The 17,420-nt window shown below is 63.8% G+C and carries 17 protein-coding genes; 7 read left to right on the top strand and 10 right to left on the bottom strand.

The features are described 5' to 3' along the window. Positions 1-6 precede the first annotated feature (6 nt). Positions 7-2,586: a TonB-dependent receptor gene (locus EDF57_RS23895; protein WP_134096174.1), complete on the top strand. Its 2,580-nt coding sequence runs from the start codon at positions 7-9 to the stop codon at positions 2,584-2,586. 65 nt (positions 2,587-2,651) lie between these two features. Next, entirely contained in the window at positions 2,652-4,817 is a 2,166-nt protein-coding gene (locus tag EDF57_RS23890) for an Atxe2 family lasso peptide isopeptidase (protein WP_134096173.1), read from the top strand. Between the two features lie 51 nt (positions 4,818-4,868). On the opposite strand, the gene EDF57_RS23885 is transcribed toward EDF57_RS23890, so the two are convergent. The 8 genes from EDF57_RS23885 to EDF57_RS23850 all read right to left on the bottom strand — a co-directional run bounded on the left by EDF57_RS23885 (position 4,869) and on the right by EDF57_RS23850 (position 10,962). Next, positions 4,869-5,000 (bottom strand): benenodin family lasso peptide, encoded by a 132-nt coding sequence (locus tag EDF57_RS23885; RefSeq protein ID WP_134096172.1) that lies wholly within the window; start codon positions 4,998-5,000, stop codon positions 4,869-4,871. A 232-nt stretch (positions 5,001-5,232) separates the two neighbouring features. Beyond that, positions 5,233-7,014 carry an asparagine synthetase B family protein gene (locus EDF57_RS23880; protein ID WP_134096171.1) on the bottom strand — a complete coding sequence of 594 codons (1,782 nt, stop codon included), beginning with the start codon at positions 7,012-7,014 and terminating at the stop codon, positions 5,233-5,235. Beyond that, the gene (locus tag EDF57_RS23875) at positions 7,011-7,676 is read right to left on the bottom strand and encodes a lasso peptide biosynthesis B2 protein (RefSeq protein ID WP_134096170.1); all 666 of its coding nucleotides are present in this window, start codon (positions 7,674-7,676) and stop codon (positions 7,011-7,013) included. The genes EDF57_RS23880 and EDF57_RS23875 overlap by 4 nt, the downstream gene beginning before the upstream one ends. Positions 7,677-7,753: 77 nt before the next feature. Next, positions 7,754-7,876, bottom strand: coding sequence for a benenodin family lasso peptide (locus tag EDF57_RS23870; RefSeq protein ID WP_134096169.1), 123 nt, complete (start codon positions 7,874-7,876; stop codon positions 7,754-7,756). A 150-nt stretch (positions 7,877-8,026) separates the two neighbouring features. Then, entirely contained in the window at positions 8,027-8,632 is a 606-nt protein-coding gene (locus tag EDF57_RS23865) for a GntR family transcriptional regulator (RefSeq protein WP_134096168.1), read from the bottom strand. Continuing rightward, complete coding sequence (locus EDF57_RS23860) at positions 8,629-9,516, bottom strand: phytanoyl-CoA dioxygenase family protein (protein WP_134096167.1); 888 nt, start codon at positions 9,514-9,516, stop codon at positions 8,629-8,631. Before EDF57_RS23860 ends, EDF57_RS23865 begins: the two co-directional genes overlap by 4 nt. Positions 9,517-9,527: 11 nt before the next feature. Next, on the bottom strand, positions 9,528-10,139 hold the full coding sequence (locus EDF57_RS23855; protein WP_134096166.1) for an acyl-homoserine-lactone synthase: 612 nt from the start codon (positions 10,137-10,139) through the stop codon (positions 9,528-9,530). Between the two features lie 91 nt (positions 10,140-10,230). Beyond that, entirely contained in the window at positions 10,231-10,962 is a 732-nt protein-coding gene (locus EDF57_RS23850; RefSeq protein WP_166675381.1) for an autoinducer binding domain-containing protein, read from the bottom strand. A 51-nt stretch (positions 10,963-11,013) separates the two neighbouring features. On the opposite strand from EDF57_RS23850, the gene EDF57_RS23845 reads away from it, so the two are divergent. After that, positions 11,014-11,238, top strand: coding sequence for a hypothetical protein (locus EDF57_RS23845; protein ID WP_134096164.1), 225 nt, complete (start codon positions 11,014-11,016; stop codon positions 11,236-11,238). 808 nt (positions 11,239-12,046) lie between these two features. On the opposite strand, the gene EDF57_RS25685 is transcribed toward EDF57_RS23845, so the two are convergent. Both EDF57_RS25685 and EDF57_RS25680 read right to left on the bottom strand, forming a co-directional pair. After that, positions 12,047-12,220, bottom strand: coding sequence for a hypothetical protein (locus tag EDF57_RS25685; protein ID WP_166675380.1), 174 nt, complete (start codon positions 12,218-12,220; stop codon positions 12,047-12,049). 45 nt (positions 12,221-12,265) lie between these two features. Continuing rightward, positions 12,266-12,430, bottom strand: a complete 165-nt coding sequence (locus EDF57_RS25680) for a hypothetical protein (RefSeq protein WP_166675379.1) — start codon at positions 12,428-12,430, stop codon at positions 12,266-12,268. A gap of 487 nt (positions 12,431-12,917) precedes the next feature. Here EDF57_RS25680 and EDF57_RS23835 point away from each other — a divergent pair, with 487 nt between their 5' ends. The 4 genes from EDF57_RS23835 to EDF57_RS23820 all read left to right on the top strand — a co-directional run bounded on the left by EDF57_RS23835 (position 12,918) and on the right by EDF57_RS23820 (position 17,013). Then, positions 12,918-14,042: a zincin-like metallopeptidase domain-containing protein gene (locus EDF57_RS23835; protein WP_134096162.1), complete on the top strand. Its 1,125-nt coding sequence runs from the start codon at positions 12,918-12,920 to the stop codon at positions 14,040-14,042. Next, positions 14,039-14,443, top strand: a complete 405-nt coding sequence (locus EDF57_RS23830; protein ID WP_132270225.1) for a DUF2958 domain-containing protein — start codon at positions 14,039-14,041, stop codon at positions 14,441-14,443. The genes EDF57_RS23835 and EDF57_RS23830 overlap by 4 nt, the downstream gene beginning before the upstream one ends. 118 nt (positions 14,444-14,561) lie before the next feature. Continuing rightward, positions 14,562-16,610: a ParB/RepB/Spo0J family partition protein gene (locus EDF57_RS23825; RefSeq protein WP_134096161.1), complete on the top strand. Its 2,049-nt coding sequence runs from the start codon at positions 14,562-14,564 to the stop codon at positions 16,608-16,610. Between the two features lie 193 nt (positions 16,611-16,803). Then, positions 16,804-17,013, top strand: coding sequence for a hypothetical protein (locus tag EDF57_RS23820; protein ID WP_132269201.1), 210 nt, complete (start codon positions 16,804-16,806; stop codon positions 17,011-17,013). Positions 17,014-17,420 lie beyond the last annotated feature (407 nt).

Raw genomic sequence — 17,420 nt, 5'->3', positions numbered from 1 at the left:
AAAAAAATGAAGAAAAGTGCCTGCTCAGCCACGCTCTGGCTGGTTTCGACGTCGCTCGTCGCTTTCGTGCCTAGCCCTTCGGTCGCAAACGCGCAGCAAACTGCGCAACTATCCATCGATCTTCCAGAGCAGCGCCTGGCAGAATCGCTGAGGGCTCTTGCGCTGCTCTCGGGCCGTACGGTCCTTGCGGATGACGGGAGCGTTGCCGAAATGCGCGCTCCCGCTCTGCGGGGCACTTATACGCTCGAAGATGCCCTTCGCCGGTTGCTGGCCGGGTCGTACCTGATTGCAGAGCCCGTGCAGGGCGGTTTCGTGGTCCGGCAGCGGGGTAGCGTCGAAGCGACAGCCGATGACAATGATAAACAGGTAGGGGGCTCCGCCATTACCGTGACCGGCAGCCGCATCCGCGGCGCGCCGGTGACCTCGCCGGTGATCGCGGTTGGCAGCGAGCAGATGAAGGATGAGGGCAAGACCGAACTTGCCGACGTCGTGCGCAGCATTCCCCAGTCGTTCGGCGGGGGGCAAAACCCGGGTCTCGGCTCCAACGTCCCGGCGGCCAGCGGCGTCGACGTTGGCGGCGCATCGACGGTCAACCTGCGCGGCCTGGGCAGCGATGCCACGCTGACGCTCATCAATGGTCACCGGCTCGCCTACAATGGTTCGCGCCAGGGCGTCGACATTTCGGCGCTGCCGATGGCGATGGTCGATCGCATCGAAATCGTCGCCGATGGAGCCTCCGCGCTTTATGGCTCCGATGCGGTTGCCGGTGTCGCCAACGTCATCCTCCGACGGGATTACGAGGGCATCCTTGCCTCGGCCAATTTGGGGACGTCCACCGAGGGGGGCGATTTCCGTCAGCAGTATGGCCTGACGGCTGGCAAGCGCTGGGATTCCGGCGGATTTGTCGGATCCTACGAATTCGCGCGCAATACCATCGTCCTCTCGGACGATCGCAGTTTCGCTTCATCACGACCGGGCAATACACTGATCCCGCCGATGAAGCGCAACGCCTTTGCAGGTGCTGCCCATCAGGACCTCACCAATAACCTCACCTTCGCGGTCGACGGCCTCTTCAACAATCGCGACAGCCTGCTGGTCATACCGATGAACACGGCCGGCGATCTTTCCATAAGCCGTAACGAGAAGGTCACCCGCAGCAAGTCGTTCGCGATTGCTCCCTCGCTGACCCTGGATCTGGAAGGAGGGTGGCGGCTGGCGCTCTCGGGTGTCTACGGCACCGAGAACGTCCGGGCATGGAGCTGGAATTACACCGGTACGACTAGAACGAGCGCCGGCTGGTACTGCTATTGCAACACCGGTAAATCAATCGAGCTATCCGCCGACGGTTCGCTGTTCGCACTCCCGGGCGGTCCGGCCAAGATCGCGATGGGTCTGGGCTACCGCGACAACCTGCTCTTCATCGATCGCGGCAAGGGCACCATCAACACCGTCAAGCATTCTCAGGACAGCTATTACGCCTACGGCGAACTCAGCTTGCCCATCATCTCGTCGGAGCAAGGCATCGGGTTGATCGACCGCCTGAGCCTCAGCGGGGCTCTCCGCTTCGAGCATTATCCAGGCATCGACGACGTCGTGACGCCGAAAATCGGCGCGATCTTCGCACCCATCCACGATCTCGCGTTCAAAGCCAATTGGGGCAAGTCCTTCCGCGCGCCGACGCTGTACCAACAGTATGCCGTGCAGTCGGCGCTCTACTACAACTCAACCTCGCTGGGGGGCACGAGCGGCAGGACGATCATGCTGACTGGCGGAAATCCGGACCTCAAGCCGGAGCGCGCGACCAGCTGGACCGCGACGCTCGAATACAACCCGCACCAGATCCCGGGGCTCGGACTTCAGGTCGGCTATTTCTCGACGCGGTACACCGATCGCATCGTCACGCCCATCACCTACTTCACGCAGGCGCTGAGCAACGCGCTCTATGAGCCCTATGTCGAGTGGAACCCGAGCGCCGCGACCGTCGAAAGCGTGGTCGCCAATTCTGCCGCGCTCTACAACAATACCGGCGCTCCCTTCGACGCGTCGGGCGTGGTCGCCATCGCCGACACCACCAGCGTGAACGCCGGCAACCAGCGCATCCACGGCATAGATTTCCTGGCAGACTACCACCGCGACCTCGGCAATGGAGCCGGCTCGCTCGTCCTCTTGCTGAATGCAAGCTACCTAAAGAGCACGCAAACGCTGATCACAGGCGCCGCACCGACGCAGCTTGCGGGCACGCTTTTCAATCCGCCGCATTGGCGCGGCCGGGCAAGCGCGACCTGGAACCTGGACGGCTTCTCGCTGAATGCGACCGTGAGCCGGATCGGCGGGGTCGAGGATCAGCGTACGACGAGCCCGGTCGAGATCAGTGGCCAGACGACCGTGGATCTCACGGCGCGCTACGCCTTCCAGCAGGCGCGTGGCCCGCTGCGCGGCCTTGCACTCAGTCTGACAGTCCAGAATTTGCTCAATGACGAGCCGCAGACCATCGCGACAACGAGCATTTCCGACACCTCCTACGATACGACCAATTACTCGGGAATCGGTCGCTACATCGGGATCGGGGTGACCAAGGCGTGGTAACCCTCCACGGCAAAAGCAAGTTCCGGCGATCCGCCGGACTTGCTGCCGCGCTTCTTGCCGGTACGATGCTGATTCCTTCGGTTTCCCGCGCACAATGCGACGATCTGTTGCCGGCGTTCCACCCCAATGAGCGAACCGGCAAAAGCGGCACTGCGAGTTCTTCGCGCGGGCGGACCAAGGGAGGTCTTCTCGCAGTCACTGCCGACGATCTCGTGCGGCTGCGTGATTTCGGTTCGGCCGACGGGTCCGTGACCAACATGCCCGCGCCGTTCGCAGTGTCGCCGGACGGATCGGAGGCCGCGTTCGTGCTCAGTCGGGCAGATCCGCAGAGCAATCGGTACTGCCGGGCGCTTGTGGTCGTGACATTGCCACCGGCCGGCGGAAGCGGGCAGGGCAGGGCAAAGGGGCCGACCACGACGCTGCCACGGATCGTCGATCGAGGCGGCGACTACATCACGGACACGGTGGGCGCCTATGACAAGCGGATCGAGAACGGCTTCCCGGCCGTATTTACGCCGAGGTGGTCTCCGGGCGGATCTTCGATCGCCTACCTTCGGCGCGACGACGACCGTGACAGCGGCAAGGTACAGGTCTGGGTTGCAGCGGCGGATGGGAGCGGCGCGCGCGCGATAACGCATGCCGATGCCGACGTAGAATGGCTTGCGTGGAGCAAGGATGGCAACCGGGTGATCTACCAGGTCCGTGCCGGAACCGCGGAGGCGGAAATGGCGCTCGCACAAGAAGGGCGATCCGGCTGGCTTTATGACGGCAGGTTCTGGCCTTCCGCGCGTCCGGCGCCTTTCGTTTCGCTTCAGCCGCTGGAAACGCTCTCCGTTGCGAGCGACGGTAGCGACATGCGGCAAGGCGATGCCGACGAGCGAAGTCTTGTCGGCATGCTTGATGCTGTCGATCATGGCGTGAGTTCCGTTTCCGCCAATGGTCGCTCGGCCTCGATCGCCCACACGGCCGAAAACCCCTATGGCCCGAATGAGCTCAAGGTGACCTCTGCCGGACCAGATAAGGGCGCTGCACCGCCGGTCGTATGTTCGGCGCCGACGTGCAGGGGCGGGCTAAGCGGCGTCTGGTGGCTACGTGACGGTGAGGGCCTGGTGTTCCTGCGACGAGAAGGCTGGGACAAGGGGACGACCGCGTTCTATCATTGGGCGGGAAAGGCGGGGTCAGCACCCGTACGGCTCTGGACGTCCGCAGACGTGTTTCTCGGATGCACGGCTTTCCAGTCCCGCCTGCTGTGTTCGCGCGAGAATGCAACTACGCCCAGGCGGGTTACGTTGATCGACATGCAGACGGGGAAAGTTTCCGATGTGTTCGATCCCAATCCCGAGTTTGCGAAGATATCGCTTGGCAAAGTCGAGCGGCTCTACTGGCGCAACAACCTGGGCCTCGAAGTCCGGGGCGATCTTGTCCTGCCGCCGGACCATCGTAAAGGCACGCGCCTGCCGCTGGTCGTCGTCCAATACAACAGCAGCGGTTTCCTGCGCGGCGGGACCGGCGACGAGTATCCCATCCATGCGCTGGCGGCGAAGGGCACCGCGGTCCTGAGCATCGAACGCCCGGCTCCGGTCGTGTCTCTGCACCCGGAGGTCAAGACGCCGGACCAGATGCTTTCGGTTTTTCACAAGGACTGGGCGGAGCGAAAAAGCATGCAGTCGGCGATCGAAGTCGGAGTAAAGGCCGCCATCGATCGCGGCATCGCCGATCCGCAGCGCCTCGGCATCACCGGGCTAAGCGATGGATCGTCGGCGGTGCGCTTTGCGCTCATCAATTCCAATCTGTTCAAGGTGGCCTCGATCAGCACCTGCTGCGTCGACGAGAACGCGTTGATCTACAACGGCCCGGCCGTTCAAAGGCAGTTCGAGGCGATGGGCTATGCAGGTCCGGGGGGTAACCTGGAATTCTGGAAGCCCTATTCCCTGGCGCTTAATGCCGGGAGGATGAACCGGCCTCTGCTGATGCAGCTTGCCGAAGACGAATACGTGGCCGGGCTTAACACGTTCACCGTTCTCAAGTCCGCGGGTCAACCTGTCGAGATGTTCGTCTTCCCCGGCGATCATCACCGGAAATGGCAGCCCGCGCACCGTGCCGCCGTCTACGCGCGCAATCTCGATTGGTTTCAATTCTGGCTTCAAGACAAGGAGGATCCCGATCCGGCAAAGCGGCCTCAGTACAAGCGCTGGGAAGCGATGAGAGATCGTCTGCGGTCCCGTCCCTGATCGCAGTACGACGGACCGCGGTCGTCCCCAGGAGACGGCCGCGGTTCGCATTCAGTCGTTGTCGAGACCGGCTATCGGCCAGCCCAGCGCTTCGTCGATCGGCATCGGCCCTCCGCCCTGAGTGTCCGTGCTCGCTGCGCCGAGTTCGATGAGGTCGTCGGACCCTTCGTTCTCACGTGCCATTGTCGTACTCCTCGAATGCGCTGCCAGGAGCGGCAGCAATCTCGAGGCTATGGGGGCAGGGGCGATATCCGAAATAGATAGCGATCCGATATGGCGAATATCAAATTCGGCCTTTTTCGGCCATTCCCGCCGCCGTTACCGGTGCGCGAAGAGCCCGTGTCCACACCCGTGTCCATCGCGCCGCGCAATCACGCGCCAATCGGAAAAACGCGGGAGTGACTATGGGGGAAGCTTATGTCCAGCTTGCGGCCCAGGCCTCGGCTTCGGCGAATTGCAGGACTCTCCGGAAGCGATTGTCGCGGGGAGGGCGCGGATCGTCGAGCACATCGAGGACTGCAGTGCGATCGATGATGCGCTGCCGGGCGAGTTCGCCGTCAGCAAGCAGCTCCCTGATTTGCGCGCGGCAGGTCTCGAAGATCTCGGCAGTGAAGCTGTCCGGCGAGCCTTTCGAATGCCGGAAAATCACGCTCTCCGGAAGATCCAGTGCAAAAGCACGCCGCGCCGCATGGCGGTTCATTCCCTCCTCAAACCATAGCCAGCTTGGAATGTTCAGACAGGCTTCGACCAGCGGCTGGGAGAGGAGGGGTGCGACGATCGGCGGGGCAGATCGGGGATCGAGCGTCTCGACATAGCTCTGCCCGGCAGCGATCAGCCGGCAGTGAGCAGCCTGCCCGGGAAGGATGCCGCCACGCGGCGGTTCGGATGAGGCGATCTCGAAATCCTCGAAGCGGCAGGCGAGAAGGCTCGTGTCGAAGGTGGGACCTGCTGTGCGCTTTCCAAACCACGCGCACTGCACTGCGTCCCGCAGTATTCTGCCCATCGAAACCTGGGTGATCCCGCTCATGATATGCGCCATCTTCCAGGCGGCCCGGCCGGGGCCGAAGGCTCTCATGGCATCGGCCACTGGATTGGAGGAGTGGAGCGAGCAGAACACCTGATCCCCGCCGCCGCCATTGAAGATCGCACCGGCCTGAATGGCGCGGGCAAGGTCCCGCGAATGACGTATTGATTCCTGCCACATGACCCGGCCCGCCGGGCGAGGGAGGCCGGCAGCGCTGCTCCACATGATGTCGATCTCGTCGACCTCGCGCAGCCTTTCGTGCAATGCAATGCCGAGGTGCTCGCAGACCGCGCGGGCATAGTCCCGCTCGTCCCCGCGCGCGTCGCGGGTCACCAGCGTCAGTGCATCGACGCGGATGCCCGCTTCGACAAGCGCTGCCGCCACGATCGAGGAATCGACCCCGCCGGACAGCATTACCACGGCGCGATGCAGCCGAGCGGCCCTTGAGGCGACGCTCATTCGCGCCGCTTCGGAAACCAGCGCTGCCGCTGCCTCGGCCGTGTCGGCGCGCTGCCGGCCGATCGCCTTGCTTGCAGACCATTGCGCCAAGGTGCGAACGCCGGCTCGGCCAATCACCTCCGTCGTCCCGCCCCGCAGCTCTCGGACGTTCCAGAGGCACGTTTGCGCGGTGACCCGGTCCATGCGGGCAAGGTGCAGGGCGAGTTCACTCCAATCCACTGCCGGGTCGTAGAGCCCGAAATCGCACAGCAGATCGATGTCACTAGCGAAGGCGACGGCCTCGCCCACGGGCACGAGAAGGCAGGGAAGATCGCCGAGCGGGGCGCGCAGGACCCGGGTTTCATTCCGATCGGGATCGTGCAAGACCGCGATGTACGGCCCCCAATACTGGTCGGTCAATTCCCCAAGGTCGCTGGCGTGGATGCGCTCGATTTCATCAAGCGAAAAGTGCGTGACCCGTGAACCATCGGCCTTGCGGAAGATTTCGCCGACGACGATGCCGCGCGCACCCAGGGAAATTGCCGCGTCGCAGCTGGCGGCAACCGCCAGCGAACCTGTCTCCAGCGCGATGGTCCAGTCGGGCGTTGCGCTGGCTCGCGCGGTGAAACCGGCAGCGAGCATGGAATGGGTTTCAGGGGACGGTCGCAGCAATCCGATGTAGCGGGGACCGGGCAGCGCGTGCCTGGCACCAAGATGCGGGGAGGTCAGCATCATACGACGAGGATCGGCGTGAAAGGACGAACCGCGTCAATGCGATCGTTCAGCAAGTCGGAACCGGCCTGGACCCAGCAGTGTGCAGCGAAAGGGCGCAGTTGAACGCCGATCACTAGATCGACCGGCCAGCCGCGCGTTACGGCATGATGGGCGAGAGCAAGAGAGCGCGGCAGGCATCGGTCGTGCGCCTGCGTCAGCCGCGCGGTCCATTCGAACTGGGTTGCAAGCTCCCGCATCGCCAGAAGATCGACATCGCATCCCCGTCCGATGGCAGCCTTGCGCTGCGAAAGGCGCAGGATCGTCTGGTGAAACCGCCCGATCCGCAGGGCCATGCGGGCAAACGCAATGCGGCCTGTCAGAAGCCCGATCGTCAGCGGCCGGGCTTTCCCTGTCTGAGTGTCGAGAAGGCTGCGGTGGACCGGATTTGGAGAGGCGCACGGCGGCGCATCGGTGGGCGCCGGCGTTTCGGATATCAGGCCGGCAAGCAGAAGCGCCCGCGTTTCCTCGGTCGGCGATGTGTCCGCATAGCCCGCGGCAATTGCCCTGAATCCCGCTTCAAGTCCCGGCGAAAGGCAGAAGTACCGATCCGCTGCCAGATCCAGAAAGACCAGCCTGTCGCTGACCTCGCAATATGTGAGATCGCGTCGTAAAGCATAACCCATGGCGGTCTCCCGACGATGCTCCCCGAATGGCGGGCAGGTCGCGGCCGGCGTGCTGGCCGACCGCGGCCCGTGTTCAGTCAGTCGTCGGAAAGGCCGAAGACCTGGCCGAGCGCTTCGTCGGAGGGCTGCGGCCCCGAGCCATGCGTTTCAGCGCTGACGGCGCCCAGTTCGATCACGTCTTCGTCGAGTTCGCGTACCATCGTCTTGCTCCTTCAAGATGCCGCCGGAATTGGCAGCAGGGACAAGGCTATGGTCGGGGCTGCCGTATCCGAAACTTATACGGATTTGATACCGCGAATATCAAATCCCGGGCCGATCGGGCATCGATCAGGCATCGATCGGGGCGTCGATCAGCCTGCGCGGTAGCGCCGGCGAAGAAGTTCGGCCGCCGCTTTCTGGCGGCGCCGGTGATAAGACTGGACGAGCTTTCGGACCTCACGCACCTGGTCATTGCGGATGGCTTTCCCGAGGACGCTCAATTCGTGATCGAGATCATCGAAAGTTTCATGCTCGCCCAAACGAACGGCGTGCAGTCTCGCGTTCGCCTGCGAGATCGCAGGCATGTATTCGACGTGTCTCGACGCCTTCACGATGGCAGCGAAAGTCGCCGCTATCCGGTCGGGGTAGTTCGAGGATGGTCCCGGCAGCTCGGCCGCAGGCGCAAGCGATGAGGTGATACGCCGAAGGGCCAGTGACAGGATGTCGTTCGACCATCCGATCAAGTCCTTCAGGGCCGGCTCGTCGAGCAGCGGCAGGTGATATCCCGTGCTCGTGCGTGTTTCCACGATCCTCTCCCCGACCAGCCGGTTCAGGGCTTCGCGAACGGGTGTCGTGCTGGAATTGAGCTGCTTTGCGATCACGCTGGGATCGAGCCGCGCACCAGGCTGTGTTTCGCGGCTGGTCACGAGATCGCGCAGGTCCCCGTAGACGCGTTCGGAGAACGGCCCCGCGTTCATTTCGGTTCCGACAGATCTGGAGGGGAATTGCCCGCAAGGCGGCCCAGGAGCTCGGCCTGGTCCGGGCGCAGCGCGTCGATCGCTCCCAGTGGTCGATCGGGATCGAAATGCGCGCCGAGCAGAACCGACGGGCACTGCCCCTCGTAGTTTCCGAGATTCGGCCGGTGCTGACGGTACCCGACCAGCGCGGCGAGTTCGGGGTCGAAATTCCGCGCCATGCCGGGAGGGTAGGCCAGCCACTGGGCTTCATAGGGTTTGAGCCAGCCGAGGGAGTAGCCGACGATGACGCCGCGGCGCACGTCATCGGTTCGATTGCTGCCCGCGGCATGAAGCGTTGAGCCGAGGAACAGGAGCGCGGCGCCGGGGGGAATTTCGATAGCGACCGGCGCCTCCTTGGGATCCGGATCGAGAGCGGCAGCTGCGTGGCTTCGCGGCCAGATCATGGTGGCGCCATTCTCGGCGGTGAACGGGGTGAGCGGCCACATCACGTTGACGAGGTACTCGGCGCTGCCCTTGGCGGCTGCCCACATGTCCTGGTCCCGGTGCGGCAATTGGGCGGGCGCGCCGCCGTGGAGAGCAATGGCCTGCGCCGTGTTGAGCTGGATGCAGTCGCACCAGGGAAGCAGGATCTGCTCGGCGATCGAGACAATGAGCGCGTGACGCACCAGCGCTTCGGCGTGCGGTGTGCGCGCAAGCAACCGGCCGAATCGCTTGGTCGTCGCCCCGTAGAACCCGCCTTCGCAGAACGGCGTGCGATGGAAGCGCGGCGCAATATCGGCGTCGAGCGCTGCGATGGTTTCAGCCGGGAGCGCGTTTTCGATGATGCAGTAGCCCTTTTCCTTGAGCGCTGCGGTATGGCGGGCAACCTGGGCGAATAGGTTCATGTCCGTTCTCCTCAATTCGCGGCGCGGTCGGACCCGCGATGCGGGCTGGTGATGCCTGCCGCTGCCAGTTTCGCCGGCGTATCGCGGTCGATATCGATGCGGATGGCGGCGAGCATTTCATTGCCGCAGGAGCGAGGCGGGCCGAGCGGGCGGCAGTCCCACCCGAAAGTCAGCACTTGCTTGAACCAGCCCTCGGAGGCGATCGCGGTGTAGGCGGTGATGCCGTTCATCAGGGCGTGATCGACCAGCGAACAGATGAGGGTATCACGCGCCTCGCGGCGCTCGGCCGCCGTCAGCTGGCGATCGAGACAGAAGCGCGTGATTTCCTTGATCGTCGGCCCGCGCGGAGGCCCGTGGTCACAGAAATCGGCGTAGAAGCTGTCCAGGATATGCGGGCGCGTCGTCGGCAGCAGCCGCGCGGATGCGTAGTGCTCGCAGTCGGGGCCGGCCAGAATGACATACCGGGCGTAGGGATCGTCGAACTGGTCGAGCTCGTAGCGTTCGGCCAAGACCGGCAGATCCCATTTGAGCAGATCGACGAAGACCGATTTGCGCGCCGCCCACATGGCGCGCAGCGCCTCGTCTGGGGCTTCGCGGTTTTCGTAGCTTTGGACATTGAGCATCGGGGGTGACTCCTTGGCCGTGACGTTTGCTTGTCACGCGCCAAGGGTCGTCCCGATCGGCTTCAGCGCGCCATATCGGAAAACCGATATATCATCGCCGGAAGATGTCGGAGAAAGTGACCGTTCCGTCGAACAGGGCCCGGACCACCAGCAATGTGCGTTTGGAAACGTCGTACCGCTCGCAGGCTTGCCTGAGATGCAGACCAGCCGTCAGTTTGCTGATGCCGACGATCGTGCCGATCTCGCCGTCGGTCTTGCCGCAGGCGGCAAGCATCGTGCATTGGCGCTGTGCATTGGTCAGCAGCGGACTTGCCGGCGTGAAGTTCCCTCGGCCGAGGGTCAGCACCCGGGCCTTCTCGAAGGTCCAGTTGCCGACAAGCTGCGCCAGGAACAGCATTTCGTCGCGCACGAAGCCGGCGCCTGGCCCGACGAACGTGACCGAGCCGCGGGCTTCGCCAGGAACGTTGATCGGCACGGTGAAGCCATCGCTGATTCCCTGGAGCTTTCCTCGCTCCATGAATTTGCGGTCTTCGTTGTTGAGCCCGATCAGCCACGGTATCCGGTTCCAGCGAAAACCGGCGCTGGTCACATAGCTTGCCCGGTGGACGGGATCGCTGATCCCGAATCCGCACCGGTCATAATAATCGGCCCACTGGGCCGGATAGTTATGCAGCCGTATGAACTTGCCGCCCGCTCTCATCAGATCGGTATGGTGGGTCAGCGCATAGCGCTGGAAACCCAGCATCGGGGTGGCCTCGGCAAGGACGAGAGCCAGTTCGTCCATCGACATTGCCATTTCGATTTCGCGCCAGAAGCGCATCATCAGCTCTATTATGTGCATGCCCAAGGTTCGACTTTACGATCTTCGGCGGCGTTGCTTGTCACCGTAGTTCCGGCGATCGCCCTTCCTGTTTTGCAGCGTCGAGAGAGCGATTTCTCAGATCGCCCCCTGGCAAGTGGTGTCGCAAAACTGTCATATCACCATGCTGCGGTGCAGCGAAATGCACTATTGCGGACAGAGTGTCCGAATATCGGTGAAAATTTGTTAATCGCAGAAGTCGAGCATTCTAAAAATTCGATCACACCAAATGTAAAATGAGAAAGCATGGGCGCTTTTCCTGGGAAGATGCTTCGGCTTATGCCTATCTGAAAAACGCTGACCGAACAGGCCTGATGTGGGAGTGGCTTCGGCGCGATTCCGCTTACCTGTCCTGGTATGGTAAGGCCTCTGCAATTACCGGCGGGCTTCGCCAGATGCCGCTGGAATGGGGGCTTCACTTTCGCAGAAGCACCGGACCGGGATTGTCTCTCGGCCCGGATACTCTGGCAGGCCGAACGCGATCCCGCGACGCTTTTCGTCGAAGCTGAGCCCGGGGTTGCAGGCGATGCGGCGTGCCTCGACATCGGGCGGATCTGCTCCTGGCTTACCATTGTGCCGGCCCATACCGGCGTCGAGCATGCCGTCCTCTCGGATGGCAGCCACCATATCAGGCTGGACGTTGTCGCCGGATCTCTCCGGGAGAGCCGCGCCGTTCGGCTTCGCATTCTTTTCGATGGGATGGAAAGGGCCGAGTCCGGCGTTTTGCCGCTACAGCGTCTACTGGCTCTCCACCGACATCGGCGTTTCGGCAAGATGCTCTATCCGCGCGACCCGGCCATTGCCCGAGGAATCGTACTGCTTCGGACCCACGATGCGCTTGAGGACGGTGCCAGCCACCGCGACCTTGCCTGCGCCCTTGTCGGCGCCACGGTCGTCGACGCCGACTGGAACGATCCCTCGGATTCGCTCCGGTCGCGGGTTCGCCGTCTCACCCGGCAAGCAAAGGCAATGGCGCTTGGAGGGTATCGCGGCCTGCTGCTTCGGCATTGATGAGCGCAAGAATTCCCCTTCGTGAGGGGAGGGGAATTCAACCGGACTTGGCGGCCTGGTGGGCGAGCCGCGTCGCGGCGAGAGCTCCGATCATGTACGGGCCATCGTCGCGCCTTCCGGCGCGGATCTCGCGCAGGAACTTGCGATTGTCGAGGCCGCGGTTTTCGAGTTCGCTGGCGACTGCGTCGCGGATTTGCTTGATGGTTTCCATATGCTCCGTCCTTGATGGAACATATAAAGAACATGTGGTAGGCGATCAAGGCTCCTGGCAGTGCTTTTTGGCCTGTTCGCCGGGAAGCGCATCCGGGAGCGCATCCGGGAGCGCATCGAGCAGCGCATCGAGCAGCGCATCGAGCAGCGCATCGGGAAGCTCGATCCTGCGAATCGCGAGAGGCGGGCCCCACGAAATGAGTAGGGGCATGAGGTTATCTCATTGCATCGCCCGGCGCCTCGCGCCGTTCGGCGCGACCGCGCTCTATGCTGCGGGCGACTGGCCTCACGGCCTTCGGGCCGCCCACTGGCACTGAGCCCCCGTTCCTTGCGTCTCTTGGAGTTTCGTCCTGACGGTCACGATCGCTGGCGCGGGAGGGCGGGCGAGCATGCCCGCCCTTTTATGGACGCGCGCGGCTTCGGCCGCGCGCGGCGCTTTTTTGAGGGCCTCTCCCGGGCGAAGCGCGGGTGGGCTTGCCTCCCGTCTAGGCCCGCCAGCGTCTCCTGCAAGCCGCGCTGAAGCGCGGCTCCTCCACTCACGTTCCGGCCCTTGCCACCCCGATCCTCTCGAGGATCGGGACCCCGGCTGCGGGTGCAGGCGCCGCCTTGCGGCGGGCCTTGTCGGTCGTCCGGGCCGCCCACCCCCGCTCCGCCGGGGGAGGCCATGGTGGTTTTGGGGCGGCGTATGGAGGTGAGACATGCGCAGCAATTGCAAGGTTTCGCGGGGTTCCCGGTTGGAAAGGGAGCATGACAAGAAGGGACAGGCAGGCCGCAGCACGGATGCGGATCGGGCTTCGCTCTATGACGAGGTCACTGCCCGCATCATCGGTGAGCTTGAGGCGGGGCGGGTGCCGTGGGTGCAGCCATGGAGTAGGATTGGAGCGGGCAGCGATGCGGCGGGCAGGGAAGCGGGCACGCCAGCGGGCACGCCAGCGGGCATGCCAGCGGGCGGGGCGGCAGGCGGGACAAATCCCCTTCCGGGTCTGCCTGCCAATGCCCTGACGCGCCGCGCTTATTCCGGGATCAATGTCCTGATCCTGTGGGGCGCGGTCATTGCCGGGGGCTGGCCTTCGCAGGGCTGGCTGACCTTCCGGCAGGCGCTCAGTCTTGGCGGGAACGTGCGCCAGGGCGAGCATGGCACGCAAGTGGTCTTTGCCGACAGGTTCACGCCCGAGGCCGAGAAGGAGAGGGCGCGCGAAAATGGCGGCGACGCGCGGTCGGTGGCTTTCCTGAAGCGCTTCACGGTGTTCAACGTCGCCCAGTGCGAGGGCCTCCCCGATGACGTCGTGCCCGAACCCGTCATCCTACCCGAGCGTGAAATCGTGCCGGTGGCCGAGGCGCTCATGGCGGCAAGCGGGATCGAGTTCCGGATCGGCGGGGACAAGGCGTTCTATGCGCCCGGTGCCGATTTCGTGCAGCTGCCGCCCCAGCAAGCCTTTCATGATCAGGTGAACTTTTACCGGACGTGCCTGCACGAGGCTTGCCACGCCACCGGCCATGCCTCGCGACTCGGCAGAAATCTGGCGAATCCGTTCGGTTCGAAGGATTACGCGCGCGAGGAATTGGTCGCCGAAATGGGTTCGGCTTTCCTCTGCGCCGCGCTCGGCATCGTGCCCACCGTGCGCCACGCCGATTACATAGGGGCGTGGCTCGAGGTGCTGCGCGAAGACAGCCGGGCGATCTTCAGGGCGGCCAGCATGGCGAGCAAGGCCGCCGATTGGTTGCTTGCGCGCCATGCCGCCGCCGAAGCGCAAGTGGCCGAAGACATTGTTCGGGAATTGGGCGAGATGGGCCGAACCGTTGAGGGGAGGGCACGGCAATGACCCTCCTTTCCCGGTCCATCCGCTCGATGCTCAGCGCCAATTTCGAGCATTGCGTGGCAAACCCGAAGTTCGATCCGCTGCCGCTCGTCCGCCTCTTCAATCCGGTGGGGCGTGCAGTCTGGCTGATCACCGAACTCTATGCCGACGACGATACTTTGTTCGGTCTGGCTGATCTTGGCTTTGGAAGCCCTGAGCTGGGCATTTCCTCGCTCCGTGAAATCGAGGCGATCCGCCTGCCGATGGGCCTCACCGTCGAGCGCGATATCGCCTTTTCGACCCGGCACCGGCTCTCGGTCTGGACCGAAGCGGCGCGGCTGGCGGGCTCGATACCCGATGCCGCTTTGCTGCTGGACCGCCTCACGCGGGAGGATCCGAACGCCATACGGCTTCTGCCCCGCTGAGGGGCCGATGACGCGGGCAGGCGTTTCCTGCCGCCAATGGGAAGCCGGTCCACTGCTCCCACCCCTGTTCGCAGTGGACCGGCATGCCCCCCTGACAGCCAGAAAAAAGGATCAAGTCATGAAACTCCAATTTCTTCCCCTCGACAAGCTTTGTGTCTCGCGTCTTAACATGCGTTATTCAAAAAGAACGCCTGATGTCTCTGACATCTTGCCCACAATTCGGGCGCGCGGCATCCTGCAACCTATCCTGGTGCGACCCTGCACTCAGCCGCCAGACGGACCAGTTGCTGCCACCCGCGATCCGGCCGCCCAAACCGATCGAAAGCCGCAGCACTATGAAATCGTCGCCGGATGCCGCCGCTTCCATGCCGCGCAGATCGTTGCCGCCGAGCGGCTTGCTGCCTGCGCCGGAGCGGGCGAGCCGGACCCCGATTCCGCCATGCTGCCGTGCGCGGTGCTGGACGACGCCGACGATGCCAGCGCGGTCGAGGCTTCGCTGATCGAGAATATCTCGAGGCTTGATCCCGACGAGGTTTCGCGCTGGGTCTGCTTCACGCGGTTGGTGAAGGAAGGCCGTAGCATCGGGGATATTGCCCTGACGTTCGGCCTGCCCGACCTCGCCGTCAAGCGCATCCTTGCGCTCGGCAATCTGCTGCCGCGCATCCGCGAGATGTACCGCGCCGAGGAAATCGATGCGGCAACCGTGCGGCATCTCACCCTCGCTTCCAAGAGCCAGCAAAAGGCTTGGCTGGCGCTCATTGACGATCCTGACGCCTACGCGCCGCGCGGCTATCAGCTCAAGGCCTGGCTATTCGGAGGGCAGTCGGTCGCGGCGGACCACGCCCTGTTCGACCTCGAGGCGAGCGGCCTTGCCACCATCGCGGACCTGTTCGGGGAAGACGCCTACTTCGTCGAAGCCGATGCCTTCTGGGACTTGCAGAATGCGGCCATCGAGGCGAAGCGTGCCGCGTTCATCGAGGCGGGCTGGGCAGATGCCGTCATCCTCTCTCCCGAAACCCATTTCCATTCTTGGGAATATGAGAAAACTCCCAAGCGCAAGGGCGGGCGGGTCTATATCGATGTGCGCGCGAGCGGCGAAGTCGTGTTCCACGAGGGCTATCTCACCTGCAAGGAAGCGGCCCGACTGGCGAAGGCGGGCGGCGCGAACGCGGATGGGGGCACAAATGGGGACGGCGCGTCGAAGGCGGTTCGCCCCGAACTCACCTCCACTACCCAGACCTATATCGACCTGCACCGCCATGCCGCCGTGCGCGCCGAACTCCTGGGACGGAGCGGCATTGCTTTGAGGCTCATGGTCGCCCACGCCATCGCCGGTTCGCCGCTCTGGCGGATCGTCGTCGAACCACAGTCGAGCCGCAACGATGCAGCGAAGGAAAGCGTCGACGAGAGCCGCGCCGAAGCGGTCTTCGATGCGGCGCGCCGCGCGGTGCTGACGATCCTTGACCTTCCCGACGACGAACCTGCCGTGGCGGGCGGAACCGGTTACGGCATGTGCGGATCGCATCGCGACTTGTGCAAGCTATTCGCGCGGCTGGTCGAACTTCCTGATCCCATGGTCATGGACGTCCTGACCGTCGTCATGGGCGAAACGCTTGCCACGGGGAGCGCAGCGGTCGAGGCCGTGGGGCTCGAGATCGGCATGCCGATGGCCGACTGGTGGCAGGCCGACGAGGCTTTCCTCGACAGCTTGCGCGACCGCGAAGTGCTGCTGGCGATGGTGGCGGAAGTGGCGGGCGACATGGTTGCCAGCGCCAATGCCAAGGAGAAAGGCAAGACGCTCAAGGGCATCATCCGCGACCATCTGGCCGGGAACGGCGGGCGCGAAAAGCGCGAGGGCTGGGTTCCTCGCTGGATGGCCTTCCCGCCCGCCGCCTACACCTCGCGGGGCGGGGTCGGCACCGTCGAAGCCCATGCCCGGGCTTTTGCCGCACCGGATGAGGACGCCAAACCTGATGAGCTTGCCGGGGAGCCGGGCGCGGACTTGGCGGGGGAGATGGCCGAGGAGCTCGACGGCGTCTTGGCGAAGGGCGAAGGCGAATCGCCCCAAGGCGATTTTGTGCCTGATCCCGGTGCCGAACGGCGTGTGGGACCGGGCGCTGAACCAAGCTCTGAACCCGGTGGCGAGTCTGACCGGCTGGCGGCGTGAATAAAGCGACCGGAGGCGGAATTTCCCGCCTCCGGTCGATCCTCTTGCCGGTCCTCACAAAAATTGCGGCGGGGCCGCGCGCTGAAAGGCGCGGCCCCGCCGCTAACACAAAAAAATGCGTTGCCAGCCGCTGCCCGCCGCGCCACCGCATCTGAGACGGGATAACATCCGCGATACCATCGGGGGCAGGGCCATGACCGAACTTAGCGCCATCGAAAAGCTCGTCACCCGGCTCTCTCCGGAGCCGGTCTGCGACGACTGCATCACCCAGACGCTTGGTCTTTCACGACACGAGAACGCCGACCAGGCGGCGCGCGAACTGGTGGGTTCGAACGGTTTCGAACGGGCGAAAGACATCTGCAGCCTGTGCGGAGAAGTTCGCCTCGTCACAAGGCGTCATTGATAGACCGCCACAGGTTTGATCGTCATGGTGCAGTGCTTCGTTGCGGCGCTGCGTTGTAGCGCTGCGCTGCCGCTTTTCTGGGCTAAAGCATTTTCTAATCAGGTGGCATCACATGATGACTCGGAAAATGCGCCAAATCAAAAGCCTAGAGCGGTCGATCTGACCCAGTCAGATCGAAAATCGCTCTAGTGTTTTGGCTGCAATTGGCAGCGTTTTCAGGCGAGGCCGGGGCCGCCACCGAACTCGTCGCGCAGCCAGCGTTTGGGGCCGGCACGGCGAATTTCCATACTGCAATGCTCGCATCTTCCGACAGATTGAGCAACCTCACGTATGGAAATTGAATCGGGTTGGGATCACGCATCCCGGCATTCCCATTTGATGTAGGCCTTGTTGTCGCAGGCCCATGT

It is taken from the genome of Novosphingobium sp. PhB55 (assembly GCF_004368805.1).
Taxonomy (GTDB): Bacteria; Pseudomonadota; Alphaproteobacteria; order Sphingomonadales; family Sphingomonadaceae; genus Novosphingobium.
This window is presented reverse-complemented; position numbering and strand designations above follow the sequence as displayed.

What these genes read in the sequence shown, in the direction of transcription:
- EDF57_RS23895 (WP_134096174.1), top strand. Translation starts at nt 7, where the DNA reads ATGAAGAAAAGTGCCTGCTCAGCCACGCTCTGGCTGGTTTCGACGTCG.
- EDF57_RS23890 (WP_134096173.1), top strand. Translation starts at nt 2,652, where the DNA reads ATGCTGATTCCTTCGGTTTCCCGCGCACAATGCGACGATCTGTTGCCG.
- EDF57_RS23885 (WP_134096172.1), bottom strand. Translation starts at nt 5,000, where the DNA reads ATGGCACGTGAGAACGAAGGGTCCGACGACCTCATCGAACTCGGCGCA.
- EDF57_RS23880 (WP_134096171.1), bottom strand. Translation starts at nt 7,014, where the DNA reads ATGATGCTGACCTCCCCGCATCTTGGTGCCAGGCACGCGCTGCCCGGT.
- EDF57_RS23875 (WP_134096170.1), bottom strand. Translation starts at nt 7,676, where the DNA reads ATGGGTTATGCTTTACGACGCGATCTCACATATTGCGAGGTCAGCGAC.
- EDF57_RS23870 (WP_134096169.1), bottom strand. Translation starts at nt 7,876, where the DNA reads ATGGTACGCGAACTCGACGAAGACGTGATCGAACTGGGCGCCGTCAGC.
- EDF57_RS23865 (WP_134096168.1), bottom strand. Translation starts at nt 8,632, where the DNA reads ATGAACGCGGGGCCGTTCTCCGAACGCGTCTACGGGGACCTGCGCGAT.
- EDF57_RS23860 (WP_134096167.1), bottom strand. Translation starts at nt 9,516, where the DNA reads ATGAACCTATTCGCCCAGGTTGCCCGCCATACCGCAGCGCTCAAGGAA.
- EDF57_RS23855 (WP_134096166.1), bottom strand. Translation starts at nt 10,139, where the DNA reads ATGCTCAATGTCCAAAGCTACGAAAACCGCGAAGCCCCAGACGAGGCG.
- EDF57_RS23850 (WP_166675381.1), bottom strand. Translation starts at nt 10,962, where the DNA reads ATGATGCGCTTCTGGCGCGAAATCGAAATGGCAATGTCGATGGACGAA.
- EDF57_RS25685 (WP_166675380.1), bottom strand. Translation starts at nt 12,220, where the DNA reads ATGGAAACCATCAAGCAAATCCGCGACGCAGTCGCCAGCGAACTCGAA.
- EDF57_RS25680 (WP_166675379.1), bottom strand. Translation starts at nt 12,430, where the DNA reads ATGCCCCTACTCATTTCGTGGGGCCCGCCTCTCGCGATTCGCAGGATC.
- EDF57_RS23835 (WP_134096162.1), top strand. Translation starts at nt 12,918, where the DNA reads ATGCGCAGCAATTGCAAGGTTTCGCGGGGTTCCCGGTTGGAAAGGGAG.
- EDF57_RS23830 (WP_132270225.1), top strand. Translation starts at nt 14,039, where the DNA reads ATGACCCTCCTTTCCCGGTCCATCCGCTCGATGCTCAGCGCCAATTTC.
- EDF57_RS23825 (WP_134096161.1), top strand. Translation starts at nt 14,562, where the DNA reads ATGAAACTCCAATTTCTTCCCCTCGACAAGCTTTGTGTCTCGCGTCTT.
- EDF57_RS23820 (WP_132269201.1), top strand. Translation starts at nt 16,804, where the DNA reads ATGACCGAACTTAGCGCCATCGAAAAGCTCGTCACCCGGCTCTCTCCG.